This window comes from Pseudarthrobacter sp. Pseusp20 (genome assembly GCF_059492155.1).
The window spans coordinates 1,976,471-1,996,863 of sequence record NZ_CP168521.1; the positions used below are offsets into that span (position 1 = coordinate 1,976,471).

Consider the following 20,393-nt stretch of genomic DNA (forward strand, 5'->3'; position numbering starts at 1 on the left):
TGTCGGCCAGGCGGGAACTTTCCAGCAACAGCAGGCGTTTCAAGGGAAGTAGAAGTAGTGGCTGGGATCAGCCCGGACGTTGGCCTACAAAAGGAGGTCGTGATGCCGCTGTCGGAGCACGAACAGAAGCTGCTTGAGCAGCTTGAGAAGCAGCTTCACGAGGACGACCCGAAGTTCGCGAACTCAATGGGTTCGGACCCGGGACGTTCCTGGTCCACGAGGCATGTGGTTATTGGGGTCCTTTGCGCACTTGCCGGCGTCTTCCTGCTACTGGTGGGGGTCACCCTCCAGAACATCTTTGTCGGCGTCCTGGGCTTCGTGGTGATGGGCGGTGGGGTGTACTTCGCCACCATGCGCAGTTCCCGCGGGACGGCCGCGTCAAAGGCCGGCGGCGGAAAACCGGGCAAGCAGCGCAGTTCTTTCATGAGCAACCTCGAAGAGCGCTGGGACGAGCGCCGCAGGGGTGAACCCTAAACAGCCGGGACCTCCGGGTACCAGGCTCCTCCATTTCTCTCCCCCTCGAGGAGGGGGACTGCACGAAAAGACCCGCTGCGGCGGGTCTTTTCGTGTTTAACGGCAATTCCGCCGTCCGGGCGGCCCTGGGACTCCAGTTCGCCCCGCCCTGAGCAAAAAGTCCTCCACTTTCCACCACGGCCTGGATTCCGCGCCATTTCAAGGGCCATTTCCCATAAATTACCTGCTCACATGGCAGTTTCGCGTTGACTGTGGTGGAAAGTGGAGTAATGTGGAGGACATAAGAGGGTGGTTGCAACATTAGGGGATGTGCAGTTCCTGACTACGGACAGGCGGTGGGCCAGTGTTTCTGGGCACACACTCGCCGCGTCTGGATGAAAAGGGACGGATCATTCTCCCCGCCAAGTTCCGCGAGGAGTTTGCCAGCGGCCTGGTGCTCACGAGGGGCCAGGAACGTTGCATCTACGTCTTCAGCGAGAAGGAATTTGCACGGGTCCACGAGCAAATGCGGGAGGCGCCAATCTCCTCCAAGCAGGCACGTGACTATATCCGCGTATTTCTCTCTGGAGCCTCTGACGAGGTACCTGACAAGCAGGGGCGCGTGACCATTCCACCGGCGCTCCGGGAGTATGCAGGACTCGGAAGGGAACTTGCCGTCATCGGCGCCGGTACCCGCGCCGAGATCTGGGACGCCCAGGCTTGGAATGAATACCTTGCGGAGAAGGAAACAGCCTTTTCCGAAACTGACGATCCCATTCCGGGCATTCTCTGAATTCCGGAGCGGGGCGGCAGGTGGCTTCTTGGATGAGATCTCCAGCCGGCCCACCGGCTGCCAACCTGGCTCACCTTCCCCGGAGCCAGGCGGGCGGAACGGTAGGCACGGATGGGGATCTGGTCCCAGAAGCAGCAGGTGACAACGACGGCGGGAAAGGACCAGGCATGACCGATCAACCCAAGCCCACGTCCGAACGCCATGTGCCGGTCCTTCGCGACCGGTGCATCAATTTGTTGGCACCGGGATTCGAAGCAGCAAGGCTCCGCGGCGAGACCCCCATCGCGGTGGACGCCACCCTTGGCATGGGCGGTCATTCCGAGGCGATGCTCCAGCGGTTTCCCGACCTCCACCTCATCGGCATTGACCGTGACGAGGAAGCACTCTCCCTGGCGGGGGAGCGGCTGGCTCCGTTCGCCGCCCGGATCGACCTGGTCCACGCGGTGTACGACGAGATCCAGGACGTCCTGGAGGACCTCGGTGTGGCTGAAGTGCACGGGATCCTGATGGACCTGGGTGTTTCCTCCCTGCAGCTGGATGAGCGTGAACGCGGTTTCGCCTACTCATTTGACGCGCCCCTGGACATGCGCATGGACACCAGCCGGGGCCAGACCGCGGCGGACGTGGTCAATACCTACAGCGAAGAGGACCTGGTCCGGATTATCCGCAAATGGGGCGAGGAAAAGTTCGCCGGACGGATTGCCAACAGGATCGTCGCGGCACGGGCCATCAAACCGTTCACCACCACCGGCGAACTGGTGGAGCAGATCCGTTCCGTGGTTCCCGCTTCTGCAGCGAAGTCCGGTGGACATCCTGCCAAGCGGACCTTTCAGGCCCTCAGGATCGAGGTCAACGAGGAACTCGACGTCCTGGAGCGTGCCGTCCCCGCCGCCGTGGCCTCCCTGGCTATCGGGGGCCGCATCGTGGTCATGTCCTACCACTCCCTGGAGGACAAAATCGTCAAAGGCGTTCTCCAGGCCCGCTCCAAGTCTTCCGCTCCCCTTGGCTTCCCCGTTGAGCTGGAAGAACACAAGCCCGAACTCAAGACCCTGACCAAAGGCACCGAGGTGCCCACCGCCGTCGAAATCGCCGAAAATCCGCGCGCTGCCTCCGCCAGGCTCCGCGCGGCAGAACGAATCAGAGCCAGGAGAGCTGCATGAGCACCGCCGCCGTCAAGAACTTTCCCGTTGTCTCAGGCAGTTCGGCGGCCGACACCCGGCGCGCGGCCGACCCCGCCGGTGGACGGAAGGGCCGCACCCCGCTTTCCGTGGTCCGCACTGCGCCGCGGAAACGCCGGGCGCCGTTCGTCGTCCTTTGCTTTGCCATGCTCGCAGTGGCGTTGATGGCGGTGCTGGTCCTGAATATCTCGGTGTCCACCGCCCAGTACCAGCTGGTGGAACTGCGTGCCAAGCAGAGCACGCTGACCAAGACGAACCAGGACCTCACCCAGCAGGTGCAGAACTTCGAGGCCCCGCAGAACCTGGCGGCCAAGGCCACCGAACTGGGAATGGTGGCCTCCACCGTCAAGGGCCAGATCGACCTGTCCACGCTGTCAGTGACAGGAAAGGCCACGCCTGCGGTCAAGGGCGCAGCAGCGGGAGCCGTTATCCCATCGCCGGCGGTGGCCGGACAGCTTATTGTGCCGCCTGCCTCCAAGGGTGACACGGCGGACAAGGCCAGGACGGCAGATACCGGCAAGGCTCCTGCCGCCGCTCCCTCCGCCGGCGCTGCCCAGGCCCCTGCTGCCCAGGCCGCTGCCGCGCAGGCTGCCGCAGCCGCTGCGGCTGCCGCGGCAACTCCGGCGCCCGAGCTTCACGGCGGCTCTGTTCCGGCGCCCCAGCAGAAGGTCCCCGGACAGTAGGCCAGCAGGCAGGTCAGGCAGCAGCGTCGAGCAGCAAGGAATATCACGGTGGCGGAGACGACCGGCAAAGCAGGAAAAAGCAAGGAACCCAACGCCACCAAGCGCTTGCGACTGGGACTGGGCGTCATGCTCACGCTCCTGCTGGTGGTGGGCGGGAAGCTCTTCCTGGTCCAGGGGCTTGACGTCGGCGGCATGGCCGAAGCGGCACTGAACAGCCGGATGACCTCGGCGATCCTTCCGGCCGAGCGCGGCAGCATCCTGGACTCACGCGGCACCGTTCTTGCCAACAGCGTGATCCGGTACAACATCGTGGTGGACCAGCGCGTCAACACCAAAACGGACGCCTACAAACGCCTCGAGCCCCAGGCCGACGGCCACGACAAACTGGTGGACGTCAGCCGCGACCAGGCGATCTCAGAACTTGCCGCGGCATTGGGCATGGACTCAAACGCGGTCCGTGACGCAGTGACGGGGGAACAGCCCTATTACATTGTGGCCAAGGACGTAAAGCCCGACGTCGAGGACCGCATTTCCAAGCTCCAGGTGCCCGGCATCGTGGCCGAGGGCGTCAGCAAACGCGTCTACCCCAACGGCGCCGTGGCCGGGGGAGTTGTGGGCTTCCTCCAGGACGGCACCACGGGCCAGGCAGGCATCGAGCAGACCCAGGACGACCAGCTCAAGGGCAAAGACGGCAAGCGCCTGTTCGAGATCGGTGCCGACGGGCTCCGCATCCCGGTGGGTCTTGACGAGCTGACCCCGCCGCAAAACGGCAAGGACGTCAAACTCACGCTCAATTCCGATCTTCAGTACTTTGCCCAGCAGGCCATCCAGAGCCAGGCGGACAAACTCAGTGCCGAATGGGGCGTCATCATTGTGATGGACGCCAAGACCGGGAACCTCCTGGCCCTGGCCGATACCAACTCCCCGGACCCCAACAACCCGGGGCTGGTGGCGGCCAAGGACCGCGGCGTCCGTTCCGTGACGGCCGCCTATGAGCCCGGCTCGGTGGAGAAGATGATGACCGCTGCAGCCGTCATCGACGAGGGACTCGCCAGCCCCCTGGACCATTTCACTATTCCACCCACCTACACCGTGGACGGCCAGACCTTCAGCGACGCGTTTGCCCATGGCACCGAGGAACGGACACTGGCCGGCATCATCGGTTACTCCATGAACACCGGAACGGTTATGGCCGGACAGCGGCTCAGCAAGGAACAACGCTACGACTGGCTGAAGAAGTTCGGCATCGGCGAGGCACCGGACATCGGACTTCCCGCTACGGCATCGGGCATCCTCACGCCGGCGGACCAATGGGACGGACGCCAGCAGTACACCGTCCTGTTCGGGCAGGGCGTTTCGCAGTCCACCCTCCAGACAGTCCGTGCCTACCAGAGCATCGCGAACAACGGCGTCATGCTGCAGCCGCGGCTGATCGATTCCTACATTTCCCCCGACGGCGCCGAGGAGAAAGTGCCGGCCCAGCCGTCGCGGCAGATTGTCTCCGAAAGCACGGCCCAACAGGTCCAGGACATCCTTGAAAGCGCTGTCACCGAAGGCGAAATCAAGGACGCCGGGATCGACGGCTACCGCGTTGGGGCCAAGACCGGCACGTCCGAATCACCGTGCGACGACGGCAAGTCCGGCTACTGCGGGTACACGGCCTCCATCGTGGGAATGGCGCCGATGGATGATCCCCGGTTTATTGTGGAGGTGGTGCTCCAGCGGCCGAAGGGCAGCATCTACGGCATCACCAACGGACCGGTGTTCCGGTCCGTCATGAGCCAGACGCTGCGGACCTACAACGTCCAGCCTTCCACCGGCCAGCCGGCCAGAATGCCGCAGTACGCCAAGTAGCAGCTGCGCCACGCCGGAAGTACCAGCAGCATCCAGCGCATCACAGTGCCCGGCGCGAACCATGCCGGGCACGCACTAGCACCATCGGAGATCCCCTTGTCAGAGTTCACCACGCCCGGCAACGACACGGCCCGGGACGACACGCCGGGCCGCTTCCGGCCTGCAGCCGTAGCGGCCGTGCCGCTGGCCGCCGTCGGACAGGCCGTTGGCGTAGCCGTCCCCGCCCCCGCCGCCGACGTGGAAATCACTGGCATCTCGATCAACTCACGCACCGTGGAGCCCGGCGACCTGTATGTGGCCCTCACCGGGGCAAGCAGGCACGGGGCTGACTTCGCCACGGATGCCATCGGGGCCGGAGCTGCCGCCGTCCTCACGGACGAGGCCGGGGCGCGCCTGCTTGCCCTGTCCGCGGACACGCCCGTGCCCGTGCTCGTCGTCGACAATCCGCGCAACGAGGTGGGCCCCCTCTCCGCCATGATTTACCGGAGCCAGTCCGGCGACGGCCGCCCGCTGCAGCTTTTCGGCGTCACCGGGACCAACGGGAAGACCACCACCACCTACTTCATCACCTCCCTGCTGCGTGCACTGGGCCGCCAGCCGGGCCTGATCGGCACCATCGAGATCCTGGCCGGCGCAGAGCCGATCCCCAGCCTCCTCACCACGCCGGAATCGCCCGAAGTCCACGGGCTCCTCGCCCTCATGCACGAACGCGGGCTCGACACCGCAGCCATGGAGGTGTCCTCCCACGCCATCTCGTACCAGCGGGTGGATGGCCTGCTCTTCGACGTCGCCGGATTCACCAACCTCACCCAGGACCACCTGGACCTGCACCACACCATGGACGGCTACTTCGCCACCAAAGCCGAACTCTTCACACCGGGGCGCGCCAGGGCTGCCGTGGTGACGGTCGACGACGAGTGGGGACGGCGCCTGGCCGCCACCACCCAGGTGCCCGTCACCACGCTCAGCACCAGCGGCCAGGCCGCCGCGGACTGGACGGTCAGCGCTGCCTCGCCGCGCGGGCTCGGTACCGACTTCACCCTGACCGGGCCGGCCGGCGCCGTCCTGAACATCCACACCGGTTTGCCCGGCAGTTTCAACGTTGCCAACGCGGCCCTGGCGACGCTCATGGTGCTCACGTCCGGGGTGGAAGTCCCCGACCTCCAGGCCGCCCTGGACAGCAGCGACCCGTTCACCGTGGCCGTGCCGGGACGGATGCAGCTGGTCGCCGAGCAGCCCGCCGCCGTGGTGGACTTCGCGCACAACACCGACGCCCTGGCGCGGGCCCTGGAGGCAGTCCGCTCGCCGGAACCGGACTCCCGCCTGATCGTTGTCTTCGGCGCCACAGGCCAGCGGGACCAGGGCAAGCGGCCGGCCATGGGAGCCATTGCCGCCCGGCTTGCTGACACCGTGATCATCACCGATGACGACCCGCACGACGAAGACGCAGCAGCCATCCGGGCTGACGTGCTCGGCGGTGCCCGGGAGGCCGTGGAAAAGGAATCCCTGCAGGCTGACATCCTTGAGGTCTTTCCGCGGGACGAGGCCATCCGGCACGCCGCAGCGTTGGCGCGGCCGCAGGACACCATCCTGGTGGCAGGCCGCGGCCACGAGGTCTGGCAGGAAGTGAAGGGTGTGAACCTCGCCCTGGACGACAGGGTGGAGCTGCGCAGCGCCTTGACAGCCAGGGGATTCAACGTTCTCCACGACGACCGGATAGAGTCCTAGACCGAGATGATTGCATTTACTGCGGCGGAAATCGCCGAAATCACCAGCGGGCGCCTGGACGCCGATCCCGAAATTACGCCCCTCTCGGTGGTGACGGATTCACGCGAAGCCACCCCCGGTTCGCTGTACGTCGCAAAGCCGGGCGAGAACGCCGACGGCCACGACTTCATCGACGCTGCCTTTGCAGCGGGCGCCGTCCTGGCACTCGTCGAGCGCACCGTCGAGGCGCCGGAAGGCACTGCCTACCCGGCGGTCGTGGTTGAGGATGCAGTCCTGGCAATGGGCGCCCTTGCCGCCGAAGCCGTCCGGCGGATCCGCTCCGCCCGCTCAGAAGCGGGGGAGCAGCTTACCGTCGTGGGGATCACCGGTTCGGCCGGCAAGACCACCACCAAGGACCTGCTGGCCGGCATCCTGGCCGGACAGGGCAACACCGTGGCGCCGCAGGGCTCCTACAACGGTGAGGTGGGCGTTCCGCTGACCGTCTTCCGGGCGGACACGGACACCCGCTACCTTGTGATCGAGATGGGAGCCACGGGCATCGGCCACATCCGCTACCTCGCGGAGATGGTCAAGCCGGACATCGGAGTGGTCCTGGCAGTCGGAACAGCACATGCCGGCGAGTTCGGGGGCGTGGAAAACATAGCGCAGGCGAAGGGCGAGATGGTTGAGGGCCTTTCCGCCGCCGGCACCGCCATCATCAATCTCGATGATGAACGCGTCGCCGCCATGCGCAGCCGTACCCCGGCCAAGGTCCTCGGCTTCTCCGCCGACGGACACCGGGACGCCCAGGTGCAGTCCCTGAATGCCGACACCAACGCCGGCGGCAGCCCAGAATTCGACCTGCAGCTGCCCGACGGCGGTGCTCCCCGCCACGTGGCCAGCCGGCTTATCGGAGCGCACCACACTGGAAACCTGCTGGCAGCCGCGGCTGCCGCATGGGCCGCCGGAGTACCGGCAGACCACATCGCAGCTTCGCTGAGCAGCCAGGCCGCCGCCAGCCGCTGGCGCATGGAACGCACGGAGCGGCCGGACGGCGTCACCGTGATCAACGACGCCTACAACGCCAACCCCGAATCGATGCGCGCAGCCCTCCGCACGCTGGCCGACCTTGGCCGCGGCCGCCGCACCTGGGCGGTCCTCGGAGCCATGCTGGAACTGGGGGATGACTCCATCCGCGAGCACACCGCCGTGGGCACCCAAGTGGTGCGCCTCAACATTTCCAGGCTGCTGGTGGTGGGCCGGGAGGCGCGGGCGCTCTACGTCTCCGCCGTGCAGGAAGGGTCCTGGGGCGACGAATGCCTCTTTGCCGAAACCGTTGAGGAGGCCCACGACATCCTGGACACCGAACTCCAGCCGGGTGACCTGGTGCTGTTCAAGTCCTCCAACAGTGTCGGGCTTCGGCATTTGGGCGATCGGATAGCATTACCCCCAACCCCGACCCCTGCCGACGAAAGGAGCACTCTGCTGTGATTGCTCTGCTGATCGGCGCAGGCCTGGCCCTGCTCTTCGCCCTGGTGGGCACCCCCCTTTTCATCCGCCTCCTGGTGCACCGCGGCTACGGCCAGTTCATCCGCGACGACGGCCCGACGTCGCACCACACCAAGCGTGGAACGCCCACCATGGGCGGAACCGTCGTCGTAGCCGCGGTACTGCTGAGCTACGGGCTAACGCACCTCATCATGCTGATGATGAACCCGGATTCGCCCGGGCCGTCCGCTTCGGCACTGATCCTGCTGTTCCTCATGGTCGGAATGGGCCTGGTGGGATTCCTGGACGACTTCATCAAGATCTCGCGGCAGCGGAGCCTGGGCCTCAACGCCAAGGCGAAGCTCATCCTCCAGGGAGCCGTCGGCATCATCTTCGCCATCCTGGCGTTGAACTTCCCCAACAGCGCGGGCCTGACGCCGGCGTCAACGAAGATTTCGCTGGTCCGCGACCTGCCATGGCTCGACCTCGCCTTCGGCGGAACCGTCCTCGGCGCCATCCTGTTCGTCATCTGGTCCAACCTGATCGTCACCGCCGCCACCAATGGCGTGAACCTCACGGACGGCCTGGATGGCCTTGCCGCGGGAGCCTCGATCATGGTGTTCGGTGCATATACCCTCATGGGCATATGGCAGAGCAACCAGGCCTGCGGCTCGCCCCGGGAAGCCGGCAGTGGCTGCTACCTGGTCCGGGATCCCCTTGATCTGGCCCTGCTGGCGGCGATCCTGAGCGCCGCCCTGGTGGGCTTCCTGTGGTGGAACACCTCGCCGGCCAAGATCTTCATGGGCGACACCGGGTCATTGGCTATTGGCGGAGCGGTGGCCGGCTTTGCCATCCTTTCCCGGACCGAGCTCCTGCTCGGCATTGTGGGCGGCCTCTTCGTGCTGATCACCCTGTCCGTCATCATCCAGGTGGGCTACTTCAAAGCCACCGGCGGAAAGCGCGTGTTCAAGATGGCGCCGCTGCAGCACCACTTCGAGCTGAAGGGGTGGGCCGAAGTCACCGTCGTGGTCCGGTTCTGGATCCTGGGCGGCCTCTTCGTCGCTGTCGGGCTTGGCATCTTCTACGCTGAATGGGTTGTTCTGCTGTGACCGTTTCCCCCCGCCTGGCAAATCTTGTCTCCTGGGACTCCGACTGGGCCGGCCTCCGCGTGGTCGTGACCGGCATCGGAGTATCCGGCTTCGCCGCCGCAGACACGCTGATCGAACTCGGTGCACGCGTGGTGGTGGTGGATGCTGCCACCAGCGACACGGCCCGGGCCCATGCCGACACCCTGAAGATCGTGGGCGCCGCCGACGTGCTGCTGGGACCGGACGCCGTCACCCACATACCCCGCATCGACGGCGAACTACCCGAACTGATCGTGACGTCACCCGGATGGCGCCCGGACCAGGCCCTGCTGGCTGCCGCGGCCCGGGCACACATTCCCGTCTGGGGCGACGTCGAACTAGCCTGGCGGGTGCGCACCCGGGAAGGCCGGAAGACGGCCGACTGGCTTGCCATCACGGGCACCAACGGCAAGACCACCACGGTTGGACTCACCGAATCGATGCTGCGTGCCGCCGGGCTCAAGGCGATCGCGGTGGGAAACGTCGGCACCCCTATCCTCGATGCCCTGCGGGACCCCGTGGAGTACGACGTCTTCGCCGTCGAACTCTCCAGTTTCCAGCTCCACTGGGCGGAATCCGTGTCGCCGGTAGCCAGCGTCTGCCTCAATGTGGCCGAAGACCACGTGGACTGGCACGGTTCCTACGACTCTTATCTCGCCGACAAGGCCAAGGTCTACGAGCGAACCCAAAAGGCCTGCATCTATAACGCGGAGCAGGTGGAAACCGAACGCATGGTGGAAAACGCGGATGTGGTGGAGGGTTGCCGCGCTGTGGGCTTCACGACGGTCACTCCCGCGGTCAGCATGCTCGGAGTGGTGGAAGGACTACTGGTGGACCGGGCGTTCATTGAGGAACGCAGGAACAGCGCTGCCGAGCTGGCCTCAATGACCGACCTTGGTCCGCTGGCTCCGCGCCACATGGTTGCCAATGCCCTGGCCGCCGCCGGCCTCGTGCGCGCGTACGGTGTGGACGCCAAGGCTGTCCGCCAAGGCATCCTGGACTATGTCCCGGGCGACCACCGGATCCAGCCTGTAGCCCGCCTGAACGGCGTCCTTTGGGTCAACGACTCCAAAGCCACCAACCCGCATGCGGCGTCCGCATCCCTGTCGGCCTTCAGCAACGTGGTCTGGATCGCCGGCGGCCTCTCCAAGGGCGTGAGCTACGACGACCTGGTGAGGGACCACGCAGCCCGGCTCAAGGCCGTGGTACTGATCGGAACGGACTCCTCCCAGCTCCGGGAGGCCCTCCGGCGACACGCGCCCGATGTCCCGGTGATCGAGCCGGGGGCAGGCGAGACTGAAGGAGTGCAGACTGCTTCGGCGCCCGGTGGCACTTCCGCCGGTTCCACCGGCAACGGAGAACAGGTGATGTCCCGGGCCGTTGCGTCAGCGGCACGGCTCGCCGAATCCGGCGACACCGTGCTGATGGCGCCGGCAGCTGCTTCCATGGATCAGTTCTCTTCCTACGCTCACCGTGGTGGTACTTTCATCGACGCTGTCCGCGAGCTGGTGGAAGGGAAGGCCCAGACCGGCGAGGAGTAACGATGGTCAGCACGCCCACCCGGCCGAAGGGTGGCAAGCCGCGGGGTGGCAAGCCACGCCCCGGCTCCACGGCCACCCGGCAGCCTGCTGCGGCGGGCGCGAAGCTGCGGACCATCTACCGCCGGTTCTGGTCGGCGCTGGAGGGAACAGGCACGTCCCGGAACGGCTCCACGTACTACCTCATCCTCGGCGCCACGCTTGCGTTGACGGCTATCGGGATCATGATGGTCCTCTCCGCCTCCAGCGTTGAGTCCATCGCTGCCGGCAAGTCCCCCTACGGGGACGCCCTGAAACAGGGGATCTTCGCAGCGATCGGCATCTTCACCATGTTCGTGCTCTCGCGGATCAACGTCGTCTGGCTGAAGCGCCTCGCATGGCCCGCCGTGGGTGTTGCCGTGCTGCTCCTGGGCCTGGTGCAGGTGGTGGGAGACGAGGTCAACGGCAACCGGAACTGGATCGACCTGGGCGGGATCACCTTCCAGCCTTCCGAAGCGGCCAAACTCGCCCTTGCCCTGTGGCTGGCAGCGGTGCTGGCCCGGAAGGGCAAACTGCTCAGCCGGTGGCAGCACGTGCTGGTCCCCGCCGTGCCCATGGCAGCCATCGTCATCGTGCTGATCCTGGTGGGCAACGACCTCGGCACCGCCATGATCATCATGATGATCATGGCGGCCGCACTGTTCTTCGCAGGTGTTCCGCTTTACCTCTTCGGCATCGCCGGCATCATCGCTGCTGCCGGCACCGCTGTCATGGCCATCACCAGCTCCAACCGCATGTGCCGCATCACCTCGTGGTGGACCGGCCAGTCCTGCGCCGACGGCATCGACGCCAACTACCAGGCCACTAACGGCATGTACGGCCTTGCCTCCGGCGGCTGGCTGGGTGTGGGCCTGGGGCAGAGCCGGCAAAAGTACAGCTGGATCCCCGAAGCCCACAACGACTTCATCTTCGCCATCATTGGCGAGGAACTCGGCCTGGTGGGGACCGTCGTCGTCCTGGTCCTTTTTGCCATCCTGGGTGCCGCCATCTACCGCGTGGTGGTGGCACAGGAGGACATGTTCCACCGGGTCCTGGCCGGCACCATCATGGTCTGGCTGCTGGGCCAGGCAACCGTGAACATGTCCGTGGTCACGGGTTTGATGCCCGTCATCGGCGTGCCGCTGCCGTTCATTTCCTACGGTGGCTCGGCGCTGCTGATGTCACTGTGCGCCGTGGGCGTTGTCCTCTCGCTGGCGCGGGAGCAGATGGCTCCGGCCATGCGGCCCAAACGGATGCTGAAGTTCAAGGCCCGGCCAGGGCGGAAACAGAACCAACCAAAGAATTCCAGAAAGCGTGCCTGACCCCAAATGACTGCGACACACCCTTCCATTGTCCTGGCCGGCGGCGGAACGGCGGGCCATATCAGCCCGCTGCTCGCCATCGCCGCCGCCCTCCGGAGCGAAGCCCCGGATGCCGCCATCCTGGCGGTTGGTACGCCCTCAGGCATGGAAACCCGGCTGGTTCCGGCCGCCGGCGTGCAGCTGGCCACAATCGACCGCGTGCCGCTTCCGCGCAAGCCCTCCGCAGACCTGCTCCGCCTGCCGGCCAGGCTGGCCGGCGCAGTCCGCCAGGCCGGCGCCATCCTGGACCGGGCGCAGGCCGATGTCCTGGTGGGCGTAGGCGGTTACGTGTGCACGCCGATGTACCTGGCGGCGCGGAAGCGCCGGATCCCCGTGGTGATCCATGAAGCCAACGCCCGTCCGGGACTGGCCAACCGTGTGGGGGCCTTCCTGAAGGGCCGGGTTGCCGTGGCCTTCGAGGGCACCCCGCTGCCCAATGCCGTGCACGTGGGCATGCCCATGCGGAAGGAGATTTCCGGCCTGGACCGGAAGAGCGCCCGCACCGCCGCACGCGAGGCGCTGGGGCTCGATCCCCAGCAGCCAACCTTGATCGTCACCGGCGGTTCCTCCGGCGCCCAGAGCATCAACCGGACAATCGCCGCCGCCGTTGGCCACCTTGCGGACGCCGGTATCCAGACCCTCCACATCACCGGCCGCGGCAAGACAGTCCTGGACCAAACGGGCCAACCCCTCGCTGCGGATGGCTACCGGCAGGTGGAGTACATCGACGGCATGGAGCTTGCCTATGCCGCGGCCGACCTTCTCCTGGCCCGGTCGGGAGCGGCAACGGTGAGCGAAGTGGCCGCAGTCGGCGTCCCGGCGGTCCTGGTGCCGCTGCCCATCGGAAACGGGGAACAGGCGCTGAACGCGGCCGGCCTGGTCGCCGCAGGCGGAGCAGTGCTGGTGGCCGACCGTGACTTCACTCCGGAATGGGTTGCCCGGGAGCTGATCCCGCTGGTCACCGATAAAGCACGGCTGGCCGAAATGGAAGCCAAGTCCTACCGGCTCGGAATCCGAAATGCCGACCAGCGCATGGCTGGTCTTGTCCTGGAAGCGGTATCTGCATGAGCCCCCACAACACCCCCCGGCTGGAATCCCTGGGAAAGGTGCACTTCATCGGCATCGGGGGAGTCGGCATGTCCGCCGTGGCCCGCATCATGGTGGCGCGCGGAGTCCCGGTCAGCGGATCCGATGCGAAGGACCTGCCCGTCATGGCCGACCTCGCCGCGGCCGGGGCGCGCATCGCCGTCGGCTACTCCGCCGGAAACCTGGCCGACGCGCAGACCGTGGTTGCGGGCTCGGCCATCCGCGGGGACAACCCCGAGCTCGCCGCGGCGCGGAAGGCGGGACTGCCCGTGCTGCACCGGTCCCAGGCCCTGGCAGCCACCATGGGCGACGACACCGTGGTAACAGTGGCTGGAACACACGGCAAGTCCACCACCACCTCGATGGTGACGGTGCTGCTCCGCGCGGCGGGCCTGGATCCGTCCTTTGCCGTCGGCGCCAACATCCCCGCACTCGGCGTGAACGCTGCGCATGGTACGTCCGGCATCTTCGTTGCCGAGGCTGATGAATCCGACGGCTCCTTCCTGAACTACCGGCCCCGCATCGCCGTCGTCACCAACGTGGAACCTGACCACCTTGATTACTACGGCACCGCTGAAGCCGTCTACGAGTCGTTCGACCGCTTCACGGCCCTGTTGCCCGCTGACGGCCTCCTGGTGGCCTGCGCCGACGACGCCGGAGCCCTGGCCCTGGCCGAGCGGACCCGGGCGCGGGGCAACACACGGGTGGTCCTGTACGGCACCGGTGATGCGGCGGACGTCAGGCTGGACGACGGCGGCCCGGGGCAGGTTGCCATATCCGCCGGCGGTGCGCGGTTCCCTTTGTCATTGCAGGTGCCCGGACGGCACAACGCGCTGAACGCCGCAGCCGCCTTTGCGGTGGCCCTCGAGCTCGGGGTGGACGCGACAGCCGCGGCCGCCGGCCTGGCCCGCTTCTCCGGCGCATCCCGCCGCTTTGAGCTCAAAGGTGGGGCACGGGGCGTGCGGGTATTCGACGACTACGCGCACCACCCCACGGAGGTCCGCGCCGCCCTCACCGCAGCCCGCTCGGTGGCAGGCGGCCACAAGGTCCATGTCCTGTTCCAGCCGCACCTGTTTTCCCGGACCCGTGAATTCGCGGCAGAGTTCGCCGATGCCCTGAACCTGGCCGATACCGCCCTGGTCCTGGACATCTACCCGGCGAGGGAAGACCCGATCCCGGGCGTCACGAGCCAGCTCATCGCGGACCACCTCACGGAGGGCGGTCGACTGGTCACGGCCGACGACGCCGTAGGCACCCTGGCACGGGCCGCTGCGGACGGGGACGTTGTCCTTACCGTGGGCGCCGGCGACGTCACAGCCTACGGCCCGAAAATTGTGGAGGCACTGAGTGCCTAGCTCCCGACGCCCCACCTACGCCCCGGCCGCCCGCAACAGGCGGCCCGATCCCGGCTCCGGGAAAACCGCCGCGAACAACGCAGGTGACAATGCCCCCAAGGGGGCCGCATCTTCCCCGACCCCCGCAGCCGGTGGCAGCGGCGACGTGATTACGGCGTCCCGCAGCGTCCCGGACCAGGCGCCCTCCAATCCGGCCAAGGAACAGCAGGCCTCCGGCGCGACAGTCCTTGCGTTCCCTGAGCCCAAAGGCCGGCGCCGCCGGAAGAAGATCCTCCTCGCCGTGGGAACGGTGCTGGTTCTGGTGGCCGGGCTGCTGGCCGGAGCCGTCTACTCACCGGTCCTTGCCCTGCAGAACGTCTCGGTGACAGGCACGCGGCTGCTCAACCCGGCCCAGGTGCAGGCTGCGCTGGAGCCCCTGCGCGGCAAGCCGCTGCCGCAGATCAGTGACGACGACGTCCGCAGGCTGCTGGACAACCTGATCCAGGTCAAGTCCGTGTCCGTCGAGGCACGGCCGCCGTCCACCCTCGCCGTCGCAGTGCATGAGCGGGTGCCCGTGGCGCTGGTCAAGCAGGGGGAGCAGTACCAGCTGGTGGACGTCGACGGCGTCCAGCTGGCTACCACGGACGATCCGGCGTCGGCGTCGCTGCCGGTGATCGACGGCGGCGCCGGCGCGATCGGCCAGGACCTGTTCCGCGCCACCGCCGCCGTCCTGGGGGCCCTGCCGGCCGACGTGCTGGCGAAGCTCTCGAACGCGTCCGCGCAGTCCGTGGACGCCGTTGAACTCAAGCTGGTGGACGGCCAGACCATCGTGTGGGGCAACGCCTCCGAGAAGGAACTCAAGGCCAAGGTCCTGGCCGCCCTCCTCAAGGCTCCGGCCGATCCCAAGAATCCGGTCAGGGTCTACGATGTCAGTGTGCCCCGGCACCCCGTGACGCGCTGAGCGCTTTCTTTCCCGGTATTAATCCGACACGCGGACCCGGTTATTGAATGTGGGAACCAGAGGAAATACCGTCACAGACAAGAGTTACTTGACATAACTATAACCTTCAACTCGAAGGTTAAGGTTGCAGGCTTCAAGCTCTCCATCAGTTTTCGCAATAAGACACGAACAAGGGACACGTAACGTGGCAGCTCCGCAGAATTACTTGGCCGTCATCAAAGTCGTCGGCATCGGCGGCGGTGGCGTGAACGCAGTCAACCGCATGATCGAGGTCGGCCTCAGGGGTGTTGAATTCATCGCCATCAACACCGACGCCCAGGCCCTGCTCATGAGCGACGCCGACGTGAAGCTCGACGTCGGACGGGAACTGACCCGGGGCCTGGGCGCCGGCGCCAATCCCGAGGTGGGCAAGCAGGCCGCCGAGGACCACGCGGACGAGATCGAGGAAGTCCTGCGCGGCGCCGACATGGTCTTCGTCACCGCCGGTGAAGGCGGCGGCACCGGTACCGGCGGCGCGCCCGTCGTCGCCCGCATTGCCCGCTCGCTCGGCGCCCTGACCATCGGCGTGGTCACCCGCCCGTTCACCTTCGAGGGCCGCCGCCGTGCCGGTTCCGCCGAGGCCGGCATCGACGCCCTGCGCGACGAGGTGGATACCCTGATCGTGATCCCCAACGACCGTTTGCTGTCCATCAGCGACCGCAACGTGTCCGTGCTCGACGCCTTCCGCTCCGCGGACCAGGTCCTGCTGTCCGGTGTCCAGGGCATCACCGACCTCATCACCACGCCCGGCCTGATCAACCTGGACTTCGCCGACGTCAAGTCCGTCATGCAGGGTGCCGGCTCGGCCCTCATGGGCATCGGTTCCGCCCGTGGCGAAGACCGCGCCGTCAAGGCGGCCGAACTGGCCATCGCCTCGCCGCTGCTGGAAGCGTCCATCGACGGCGCCCACGGCGTCCTGCTGTCCATCCAGGGCGGCTCGGACCTTGGCCTGTTCGAAATCAACGAGGCTGCGCGGCTGGTCCAGGAAGTGGCCCACCCCGAGGCCAATATCATCTTCGGTGCCGTCATCGACGATGCCCTGGGCGATGAAGCACGCGTCACGGTCATCGCTGCCGGATTCGACGACGTCAAGGCCACCTCGCCCTCCATGGACCAGTCCCAGCCGCAGACCGCCCCGCAGCGGCCCGCTGCCCCTGCCGCGGCGCCCGCCTCTGCCCACCCCCAAAACGGAAACCACCAGGGCAACGGAAACCACCAGCAGAACGTCCAGCCGATCCACGCCGGTGTTGGTGCCGCGGGACTCAGCAACTGGGGGCAGCAGCGCCCCGCTGCCGTCCCCGCTGACTCGGGCTTCGACGTCGACCTGCCCTCCGTCGTGGAGCCGGACCTGACCGGCACCCACCCGGATGACCTGGATGTCCCCGACTTCCTGAAGTAGGCACCGGTTTGTTCCACTGGCGCGCCGACATCCTCCCCGGGGTGTCGGCCGCATTCACCGACGTGCATGCGGGAAACCTTGCCCTGCATGTAGGAGACGATCCCGCTGCCGTCCTGGAGCGCAGGGCACGCCTGGAGCGGTCCATCGGAGTCGCGCCCCGGGCGCTCCGCTTCATGAACCAGGTCCACGGGACCAGCGTGGCGCTGATGGAAGCGGAGTCTCCCGGCCCTGAAGCCGACGCCATGGTGTCCCGCGGACTTCCGCTGGCCGTCATGGTTGCGGACTGCATTCCGGTGCTGCTTGCCGGGGAGTCCGCGGCCGGGCCCGTGATTGCCGCGGTGCACGCCGGCCGCCCGGGCATCGCAAACGGTGTCCTTCCTGCCGCCGTGGACAGCATGCAGTCCCTTGGCGCGTCACGGATCCGGGCCTGGCTGGGACCCTCAATCTGCGGGTCCTGCTACGAGGTTCCTGCAGCACTGCGGGATGAGGTGGCTGCCGTGGTCCCCGCCGCCCGGAGCACCACGTCCTGGGGGACACCTGCCCTGGACCTTCCTGCCGGTGCGCGCAGCCAGCTCGAGGGTGCGGGCGTGGGCGTGGAATACGCAGGGGGCTGCACCCTTGAGACGAAAACGCTCTATTCGTACCGCCGCGACCGCAATACCGGCCGTTTTGCCGGGTTGGTCTGGTGCCATGACTGAGGTTGCAGGTACCGGGCACGGCAGTGCGGATGACTCGCGCAGTGCCGAACTTGCGGAACGGCTTGCCGCCGTACGGAAGCGCATCGCAGCCGCGGCTGCGGGCGCCGGCCGCGGGGACAGGCTGCCCTCCCTGATCGTGGTCACGAAGTTCCACCCCGCGGACGATATCCGGCGCCTGGCCGCCCTTGGAGTTACGGATGTGGGCGAGAACCGGGACCAGGAGGCTGCCGCCAAAGCCCTCGAGCTGGCAGACCTGGACCTGACGTGGCATTTCGTTGGCCAACTGCAGACCAAGAAGGCCAAGTCCGTGGCCCGCTATGCCTCCGCCGTCCATTCCGTAGACCGGCCCCAGCTCGTGGAGGCGCTGGCCAAGGCGGTTCGCCACGAAATGGACGCCACCGGGCGGGCACCCCTGGACTGCTTCATCCAGGTCAGCCTTGAGCACGACGGCGGCACGCACCGCGGCGGTGCGGACCCCACCGACGTGCCACTCCTGGCAGAACGGATCGCCGGGTCGGAAGGCCTGAACCTGGCCGGCGTGATGGCAGTTGCCCCGCTGGGCGCGCCACCTGAGCCGGCGTTCGAACAGCTCGCGGGAATTTCCGCCCGGCTGGCTGCGGACTACCCCTCCGCCACTGCCATATCGGCAGGCATGAGCCAGGACCTGGAGGCGGCCATCAAGTTCGGGGCGACACACCTGCGAATCGGTTCGGATGTTCTCGGTTCCCGTCCCGCCGTGGGGTAGCGTCGGAGCTATTGGAAGTGATGGGCGGGGGACTCCAGTGCTGTCAAATCATTGGGCGGCCCGCTTACGGGACACGATTAGGAGTCGACCATGGCCGGCGCTCTGCGCAAGACAATGATCTATCTTGGGCTCGCCGACGGCGATGAGCATTACGAGCCCGAGCAAACGACCACACGTAAGGATGAGGACGAACCGATGGAAGTTGACCGCGAGGAACGCCGCGCTCCGGCGCCGGTCCGCGAAGTCAGCCGCGAGGCGTCCTACGCCCCTGAAGAGGAATACCGCGCCCCTGTGACCCCCATTAAGCGTGCGGCTTCCAGCCGCGAAGAGAACACTGGACTTCGCCAGATCACTACCATCCACCCGCGCTCCTACAACGATGCCAAGCTCATCGGTGAGAGTTTCCGGGACGGGATTCCGGTGATCATGAACGTCACGGACATGGGTGAGGCCGATGCCAAGCGCCTGGTGGACTTCTCGGCCGGACTTGTCTTTGGCCTGAGGGGAAGCATTGAGCGGGTGACCAACAAGGTGTTCCTGCTCTCACCGTCCTACGTTGAAGTGATCGGTGACGACAAGAAGGCCAGCGATACGCAGGCCAGTTTTTTCAACCAAAGCTGAGCGCAGAGGCTGCACACAGATGCCAGGCAGGGACACCTGTCTGGCATCTGTGCTGAAATAGACAAGACACCGGCAGTACGATCCCGGCCGCCACGATGGATGGGCCGCACGAACATGGAGATATGAAATAAGTCATGGGAATTGTTTTCGGACTTCTCTATCTCGCCCTGCTGCTGTTCTTTGTCGCCCTCATCATCCGCCTGGTGTTCGACTGGGTGCAGATGTTTGCCAGGGACTGGCGGCCCCGGGGCGCGGCTCTGGTGGTGGCGCACGCCGTGTATTCCATTACCGACCCGCCGCTGAAGGGCCTGCGGCGCATGATTCCGCCGCTCCGGCTCGGCGGCGTCTCCCTGGACCTGGGCTTCCTGATCCTGTTCATCGGCGTCAGCATTGCGATGAGCGTCACCAGGGGACTGGCCTGATTTACCCACCAGGGCCGGGCAATGCAAGGTGTTCCCCCCGGGAACAGCTAGTGTAAAGCGAAGAAACCTCGCGTTTGACACCGCAGTGTTGAATTAGAGTAAGCAGACCAAATTTAGGTACCGTAGTTTTGACGGCCGGAAGGCCTACTGACTAACCAGACCAGTGAGGTGACCAGATGGCTTTGACGCCAGAAGACGTTGTCAACAAGCGCTTTCAGCCCACCAAGTTCCGCGAGGGCTATGACCAGGACGAGGTTGACGACTTCCTGGACGAAATCGTCGTTGAACTCCGCCGCCTGAACCAGGAAAACGACGAGCTCCGCAAGAAGCTCGCCGAAGCAGGTTCGAGTGTTCCGGCCAGCTCAGCTGCCGCCCCCGTGGTGGAGAAGGTCCCCGCGCCGGTCAAGGCCGACAAGGACGAGGCCCGTGAAAAGGCTGAGGCCGAGGCGAAGGCTGCCGAAGCCAAGAAGAAGGACATCCAGCCGGCTGCCCCGGCTGCCGCCGCACCGGCCGCCCCTGCAGGCGTGGCCACTCCTTCCGCTGAATCCGCTGCCGGCCTGCTGGCCATGGCGCAGCAGATGCACGACCGCCACGTCGCCGACGGCCAGGCCCAGAAGGACAAGATCATCGCCGAAGCGCAGATCGAAGCCAGCAGCCTCGTCAACGACGCCCAGGAGAAGTCCCGCAAGATCCTCGGCGCGCTGGAGCAGCAGCGCTCCGTCCTGGAACGCAAGGTGGAGCAGCTCCGCGGCTTCGAACGCGACTACCGTTCACGCCTGAAGGCCTACATCGAGGGCCAGCTCCGCGACCTGGATGCCCGCGGCTCAGTAGCGACCCCGGAAGTCAGCGAAGCCAACTAAGTCTGGCAGCACGTATTCTGAAAGCCGG

19 protein-coding genes are annotated in these 20,393 nt (G+C 66.4%); all 19 read left to right on the forward strand.

Annotation, left to right across the window (positions count from 1 at the left end):
• The first annotated feature begins 102 nt into the window (after positions 1-102).
• Positions 103-474 (forward strand): SCO2097 family morphological protein, encoded by a 372-nt coding sequence (locus ACEN9K_RS09185; protein WP_018771511.1) that lies wholly within the window; start codon positions 103-105, stop codon positions 472-474.
• Positions 475-817: 343 nt separating this feature from the next.
• A complete protein-coding gene (gene mraZ / locus ACEN9K_RS09190) occupies positions 818-1,246 on the forward strand; it encodes a division/cell wall cluster transcriptional repressor MraZ (protein ID WP_495635571.1) in 429 nt (142 codons plus the stop codon).
• Positions 1,247-1,413: 167 nt separating this feature from the next.
• Positions 1,414-2,406 (forward strand): 16S rRNA (cytosine(1402)-N(4))-methyltransferase RsmH, encoded by a 993-nt coding sequence (gene rsmH, locus ACEN9K_RS09195; RefSeq protein WP_018771512.1) that lies wholly within the window; start codon positions 1,414-1,416, stop codon positions 2,404-2,406.
• Positions 2,403-3,107: a cell division protein FtsL gene (ftsL, locus tag ACEN9K_RS09200; RefSeq protein WP_223994738.1), complete on the forward strand. Its 705-nt coding sequence runs from the start codon at positions 2,403-2,405 to the stop codon at positions 3,105-3,107. The genes rsmH and ftsL overlap by 4 nt, the downstream gene beginning before the upstream one ends.
• A gap of 48 nt (positions 3,108-3,155) precedes the next feature.
• Positions 3,156-4,961, forward strand: a complete 1,806-nt coding sequence (locus ACEN9K_RS09205) for a peptidoglycan D,D-transpeptidase FtsI family protein (protein ID WP_018771514.1) — start codon at positions 3,156-3,158, stop codon at positions 4,959-4,961.
• A 96-nt stretch (positions 4,962-5,057) separates the two neighbouring features.
• Positions 5,058-6,689: a UDP-N-acetylmuramoyl-L-alanyl-D-glutamate--2,6-diaminopimelate ligase gene (locus ACEN9K_RS09210; RefSeq protein WP_495635572.1), complete on the forward strand. Its 1,632-nt coding sequence runs from the start codon at positions 5,058-5,060 to the stop codon at positions 6,687-6,689.
• Between the two features lie 6 nt (positions 6,690-6,695).
• Positions 6,696-8,159, forward strand: a complete 1,464-nt coding sequence (locus tag ACEN9K_RS09215) for a UDP-N-acetylmuramoyl-tripeptide--D-alanyl-D-alanine ligase (protein WP_268002920.1) — start codon at positions 6,696-6,698, stop codon at positions 8,157-8,159.
• Positions 8,156-9,265, forward strand: coding sequence for a phospho-N-acetylmuramoyl-pentapeptide-transferase (gene mraY, locus ACEN9K_RS09220; RefSeq protein WP_018771517.1), 1,110 nt, complete (start codon positions 8,156-8,158; stop codon positions 9,263-9,265). Before ACEN9K_RS09215 ends, mraY begins: the two co-directional genes overlap by 4 nt.
• The gene (gene murD, locus ACEN9K_RS09225) at positions 9,247-10,824 is read left to right on the forward strand and encodes a UDP-N-acetylmuramoyl-L-alanine--D-glutamate ligase (protein ID WP_495635573.1); all 1,578 of its coding nucleotides are present in this window, start codon (positions 9,247-9,249) and stop codon (positions 10,822-10,824) included. The genes mraY and murD overlap by 19 nt, the downstream gene beginning before the upstream one ends.
• Before the next feature lie 2 nt (positions 10,825-10,826).
• Entirely contained in the window at positions 10,827-12,161 is a 1,335-nt protein-coding gene (ftsW, locus tag ACEN9K_RS09230; RefSeq protein WP_495635574.1) for a putative lipid II flippase FtsW, read from the forward strand.
• A 6-nt stretch (positions 12,162-12,167) separates the two neighbouring features.
• Positions 12,168-13,268, forward strand: coding sequence for an undecaprenyldiphospho-muramoylpentapeptide beta-N-acetylglucosaminyltransferase (murG, locus tag ACEN9K_RS09235; protein WP_056389759.1), 1,101 nt, complete (start codon positions 12,168-12,170; stop codon positions 13,266-13,268).
• Positions 13,265-14,641, forward strand: a complete 1,377-nt coding sequence (murC, locus tag ACEN9K_RS09240) for a UDP-N-acetylmuramate--L-alanine ligase (RefSeq protein WP_488314780.1) — start codon at positions 13,265-13,267, stop codon at positions 14,639-14,641. The genes murG and murC overlap by 4 nt, the downstream gene beginning before the upstream one ends.
• Positions 14,634-15,581: a cell division protein FtsQ/DivIB gene (locus ACEN9K_RS09245; protein WP_495635575.1), complete on the forward strand. Its 948-nt coding sequence runs from the start codon at positions 14,634-14,636 to the stop codon at positions 15,579-15,581. Before murC ends, ACEN9K_RS09245 begins: the two co-directional genes overlap by 8 nt.
• Positions 15,582-15,765: 184 nt before the next feature.
• Positions 15,766-17,019, forward strand: a complete 1,254-nt coding sequence (ftsZ, locus tag ACEN9K_RS09250) for a cell division protein FtsZ (protein WP_018771523.1) — start codon at positions 15,766-15,768, stop codon at positions 17,017-17,019.
• An 8-nt stretch (positions 17,020-17,027) separates the two neighbouring features.
• Positions 17,028-17,717 carry a peptidoglycan editing factor PgeF gene (gene pgeF, locus ACEN9K_RS09255; protein ID WP_495635576.1) on the forward strand — a complete coding sequence of 230 codons (690 nt, stop codon included), beginning with the start codon at positions 17,028-17,030 and terminating at the stop codon, positions 17,715-17,717.
• On the forward strand, positions 17,710-18,462 hold the full coding sequence (locus ACEN9K_RS09260; RefSeq protein ID WP_018771525.1) for a YggS family pyridoxal phosphate-dependent enzyme: 753 nt from the start codon (positions 17,710-17,712) through the stop codon (positions 18,460-18,462). Before pgeF ends, ACEN9K_RS09260 begins: the two co-directional genes overlap by 8 nt.
• A 90-nt stretch (positions 18,463-18,552) precedes the next feature.
• Entirely contained in the window at positions 18,553-19,083 is a 531-nt protein-coding gene (locus ACEN9K_RS09265) for a cell division protein SepF (protein WP_018771526.1), read from the forward strand.
• Positions 19,084-19,217: 134 nt separating this feature from the next.
• Positions 19,218-19,505 (forward strand): YggT family protein, encoded by a 288-nt coding sequence (locus ACEN9K_RS09270; protein WP_018771527.1) that lies wholly within the window; start codon positions 19,218-19,220, stop codon positions 19,503-19,505.
• A gap of 176 nt (positions 19,506-19,681) precedes the next feature.
• Positions 19,682-20,365, forward strand: coding sequence for a DivIVA domain-containing protein (locus ACEN9K_RS09275; protein WP_056389772.1), 684 nt, complete (start codon positions 19,682-19,684; stop codon positions 20,363-20,365).
• The last annotated feature ends 28 nt before the right edge of the window (positions 20,366-20,393 follow it).